This is a genomic window from Virgibacillus alimentarius (assembly GCF_000709085.1).
GTDB lineage: Bacteria > Bacillota > Bacilli > Bacillales > Amphibacillaceae > Virgibacillus_B > Virgibacillus_B alimentarius.
On sequence record NZ_JFBD01000137.1, the window covers coordinates 1 to 4660 of the forward strand.

Annotated in this window: 3 protein-coding genes; 1 reads left to right on the top strand and 2 read right to left on the bottom strand. The window is 42.9% G+C overall.

The annotated features are described in order from the left end of the window. Positions 1 to 169: 169 nt before the first annotated feature. Entirely contained in the window at positions 170 to 1729 is a 1560-nt protein-coding gene (gene ahpF, locus GZ63_RS0115995; RefSeq protein ID WP_029271290.1) for an alkyl hydroperoxide reductase subunit F, read from the bottom strand. Between the two features lie 12 nt (positions 1730 to 1741). Continuing rightward, positions 1742 to 2311, bottom strand: coding sequence for an alkyl hydroperoxide reductase subunit C (ahpC, locus tag GZ63_RS0116000; protein WP_029271292.1), 570 nt, complete (start codon positions 2309 to 2311; stop codon positions 1742 to 1744). Between the two features lie 672 nt (positions 2312 to 2983). Between ahpC and GZ63_RS0116005 the strand changes: the two genes are divergently transcribed. Next, positions 2984 to 4429: a sodium/proline symporter gene (locus GZ63_RS0116005; RefSeq protein ID WP_029271294.1), complete on the top strand. Its 1446-nt coding sequence runs from the start codon at positions 2984 to 2986 to the stop codon at positions 4427 to 4429. The last annotated feature ends 231 nt before the right edge of the window (positions 4430 to 4660 follow it).

A 4660-nucleotide genomic window follows, 5' to 3' on the forward strand; every position in this document is an offset into this window, starting at 1 on the left:
TCGAGTTCTCTGCCTTGTTGCGCGAGTTCCCTGCCTTGTCGCGCGAGTTCCCTGCCTTGTTGCTCGAGTTCTCTGCCTTGTCGCTCGAGTTGCTAGCGCACCCATTTTTTGCAAAAAAAAATCACTTTACTACCAAATGGTTCGTAAAGTGATTTTCTCATTACCAGGGTCAGGATGAAGCAATTTCTTCTGGGGCTTCATTTCGGATAAGATAGTTGAAGGCATTTAAGGCCGCATTCGCGCCGGATCCCATGGAAATGATAATTTGTTTGTTTGGATCATCGGTGCAGTCCCCCGCAGCAAATACGCCAGGTACGTTTGTTGCACCATGTCGATCGACGGTGATCTCACCAAATTTATTTCGTTCAACTGCGTCGCCTAGCCAGTCCGTATTCGGCAGAAGACCGATTTGGACAAATACGCCTGCAAGTTCAATATGATGTTCTGTTTGTGTACCACGATCCACATAGGTAATACCGTTTACGTTGTCTGTTCCGGTAATTTCTGTGGTTTGCGCGTTTGGCAGAACAGTGACGTTTGGCAGGCTTTTGAGGCGATCCTGTAGTACAGAATCGGCTTTGAGCTCCGGTGCAAATTCAAGAACCGTTACATGCTTTACAATTCCTGCAAGGTCAATGGCTGCTTCCACACCAGAATTTCCGCCGCCAATAACAGCTACGTCTTTTCCTTCAAACAGCGGACCATCACAGTGTGGACAGTATGCGACGCCTTTATTTCGGAATTCATCCTCACCGGGTACGCCAACTTTGCGCCAGCGCGCACCTGTTGAAAGGATAACGGATTTACTATTGAGAACGGCTCCGTTTTCCAGTTCAATTTCAACGAAGTCCTTCTTTTTTTCTAAACTTTTGGCACGTTGTAAATTCATCACGTCGATGTCATAGTCTTTCACGTGTTCTCCTAGGTTTGCTACGAATTGAGGGCCTTCGGTACGCTTGACACCGATGAAGTTTTCAATCGCTGCTGTGTCGTTGACCTGGCCGCCGAAGCGTTCAGCGACAATACCTGTACGAATGCCTTTACGCGCTGCATAGATTGCAGCACTTGCACTCGCCGGTCCACCTCCGACAACAAGTACATCAAACGGATCTTTATTTTCAAATTCAGAAGCGTCCGGACCACCGCCAAGCTTAGCAAGTATCTCATCGAGCGTCATACGGCCGCTTCCAAATGATTCTCCATTCAAAAATACAGTCGGTACTGCCATGATGTTGTTGCTTTCTGCTTCTTCTTTAAATGCGGCACCATCAATCATGGTATGCGTGATGTTCGGGTTAAGCACGCTCATTAAATTGAGTGCCTGTACAACATCCGGACAATTTTGACAGCTCAGACTAACGTATGATTCAAAGTGGTACTCCCCTTCTAAGGCTTTAATTTGTTCCTTTACTTTCTCATCAGCCTTTGGTGCTCTGCCACTTACTTGCAGCAACGCCAGTACCAAAGAAGTAAATTCATGTCCAAGCGGGATACCGGCAAATGTTATTCCAGTGTCTTCACCGATACGGTTCACGCTAAAGCTTGGGGTTCGCTTAAGCTTGGTATTCTCCACTTTGATATTGGATGACATGGCGGCTAGTTCGTCCACGAGCTCCACCATGTCACGGGAAACGTTATCCGATCCCGCACTTACTTTGAGTAGCACATCGCCTTCCATCATTTTTAGGTATTGGGCGAGCTGTGCTTTTATATCTGCACTTAGCATGATTGATCGCACTCCTTAAATTTTTCCTACAAGATCAAGACTTGGTTCAAGTGTTTGGGAACCTTCTTCCCATTTAGCCGGGCAAACTTCGCCTGGGTTATTACGGACATACTGTGCTGCTTTCACTTTGCCAATCAATGTGCTTGCATCACGGCCGATACCGTCTGCGTTGATTTCAGCTGCTTGTACAACACCGTCCGGGTCAATAATGAACGTACCGCGTTGCGCAAGCCCCTCTGCTTCGTCCAGTACATCGAAGTTGCGGGAAATGGTTTGGGAAGGGTCACCAATCATAATATATTCAAGTTTGCTAATCGCATCTGAGTAATCATGCCATGCTTTATGAACAAAATGCGTATCCGTTGAAACGGAGTAAACTTCTACACCAAGGTCTTTCAATGTCGCGTATTGGTCTTGAAGATCTTCAAGCTCTGTCGGACAAACGAATGAGAAGTCTGCTGGATAAAAGCAAACAATACTCCACTGTCCTTTCAGGTTTTCTTCAGTTACCTCTATAAATTCACCTTTTGTGCTATCGTAAGCGGATGCTTTGAATGGTTGTACTTCTTTTCCAATTAAGGACATAATAAATTTCCTCCTACTATGTTTTTTAGAATTATTCATAAATCATTTGGGACCATCGCTTCTTTCGTTTAAATGGTCTTCATTAATTTATTTTCGTTATTTATTTATAATAATTCTAATACGATTATGATTATTACATAGAAAGTTATTTTGGTCAATCGAAAAGCTCGGGATTCAATGTAATTTATTTTGAACAATTTGTGTCTATGGTTTTGGTCCTTTTAGCTAATAGACACACGATCATATTCTATGTTTTGATAATTTTTAAAAATAAATGATCGATTTTTATATTCATTTTTATCAATTATCTTTAAACATTATCAATTATGCTGTGTTTAGGAAAGATAGAATATGCTCAGAATAGAAGAATCAAATGAGAAAATCCCTTCATAAGCGCTAGTCGTAAAACCTGCGTTTCACGTGATAATGACTCCTTTGCGCGAGTTCTATACTTTTTCGCTTGACTCTCCTACCTTATTGCGCGACTTTCACATTTTTTGCCTATTATTCTTTTAAAATAGCAAGATCCTATAACTGGGATGATTTCCAGTCAATAGGATTGAAAAATTTTCAAAAAATGAACGTGCATGTTTTCCCTTTTTTACCAATAGGATGAGTAATAAAGCGATAGAATTGTAAGCGTTTACTAATATGCTACTGGGAGGGAACATCATGAATAGTACCATTGTTACCGTATTTATCTTATATTTTATTGTCATTATTGGGATTGGTTATCTAACAAGTCGTGGGAAGTTAAGCCATTCGGAATTTCTGCTTGGCGGGAAAAGGCTGCCGGGATGGGCGTTGGCATTCTCTGAACGTGCAACTGGTGAATCGGCATGGCTCTTGCTTGGTTTTACAGGCTTTGTGTTTACGACAGGACTTTCAGGAATTTGGGTCGCCGCTGGGATTGCCTCCGGGATCATTTTTTCCTGGCTGGTTTTAGCAAAGAAATTTAGGCAAGAAACGGATCATCATAAAGTATTGACCTTACCAGATTATTTTGCGGTTAACTTTAAGGAAAAGGCAAATATCATTCGGTGGATTACGACGATATTAATCGCCAGCTTTTTTATGTTTTATGTTGGTGCGCAACTGGCTGGGGCTGGGAAATTATTTCTGACTTCCTTTGACATGGACCCTGCACTAGGGATTGTTATTTCCACCATTGTTGTGTTATCCATTGCCTTTTTTGGCGGATTCATCTCTGTCGTATGGACAGATATGATTCAAAGTATCATGATGCTTGTTACGCTTGTTGTCTTACCGATTGTTGCACTTGTTTACATCGGCGCAAATGACTTATCCATCAGTCAATCGCTTAGCACAGCAGGGGATTCGTTTCACTCTTGGTTTGGCGGTGCAACAGGTTTTGCCTTAGGGGTACTCTTTTTCAATAACTTCTCATGGTTCTTTGGATACCTTGGCGGTCAGCCGCAATTAAGTGCCCGTTTCATGGCATTGAAAAATGAAAAAGAAGTAAAACAAGGAATGACGGTTGCCATTGTTTGGACCGTTTTAGCCTATATCGGTGCCTTTTTGATCGGGCTTGCAGCGATTGCGATTTACGATCAGGGATCGTTTGCGGATGTGGAAACCATTTTGCCTGTGATGATTATGGACTTGATGCCTCCATGGATTGCCGGGCTGCTGCTTGCCGGGATATTGGCTGCGATTATTACGACTGCCAATTCACAATTGCTTGTTGTGACCAGTTCCGTTAGTGAAGATATTATTCACCGAGCACTTGGAATTAAATTGTCCGACAGGCAGCTTGTCTGGATATCCAAAATGACGATCCTTATCTCCGGAATTTTAGGAATGGTCATTGCATTAACCTCCGATTCGCTCGTGTATCTCATCGTAAGCTGGGCATGGGCAGGCGTCGGTGGTACACTATCTCCAGTTATTCTAATGACCTTTTTCTGGAAGCGTTATTCGAGTACAGGTGCCATCGCCACAATTATTTCCGGATTTGTATTCACGATTTTGTGGATTAGTACACCGCTTGATTCCATCATTACTTCACGTTTCTCCACCTTTTTCATTGCTGCCATCTTTGGCATTGTGTTCAGTTTGCTGTTTCCGGATAAGAAAGACGGAAGTGCTGTGGAATAGGTTAAAATACAAGTTCCCTGCATTCATCATGCAATGCAGGGAACTTTTTTACGTGCGCAGAATGGCTCTTTGAACCTTGCTAGTGATGCCATGCGTGTTGCGCGAGTTCTATCGTTTATTGCGCGACTTTCTCACTTTATCGCTCGAGTCGATCACTTTATCGCTCGAGTCAATCACTTTATCGCTCGAGTCAATCACTTTATCGCTCGACATTCGCTTAAGAGCCGTTAG

Coding starts and splice junctions, on each gene's coding strand:
- ahpC (WP_029271292.1), bottom strand. CDS start 2,311: ATGTCCTTAATTGGAAAAGAAGTACAACCATTCAAAGCATCCGCTTAC.
- GZ63_RS0116005 (WP_029271294.1), top strand. CDS start 2,984: ATGAATAGTACCATTGTTACCGTATTTATCTTATATTTTATTGTCATT.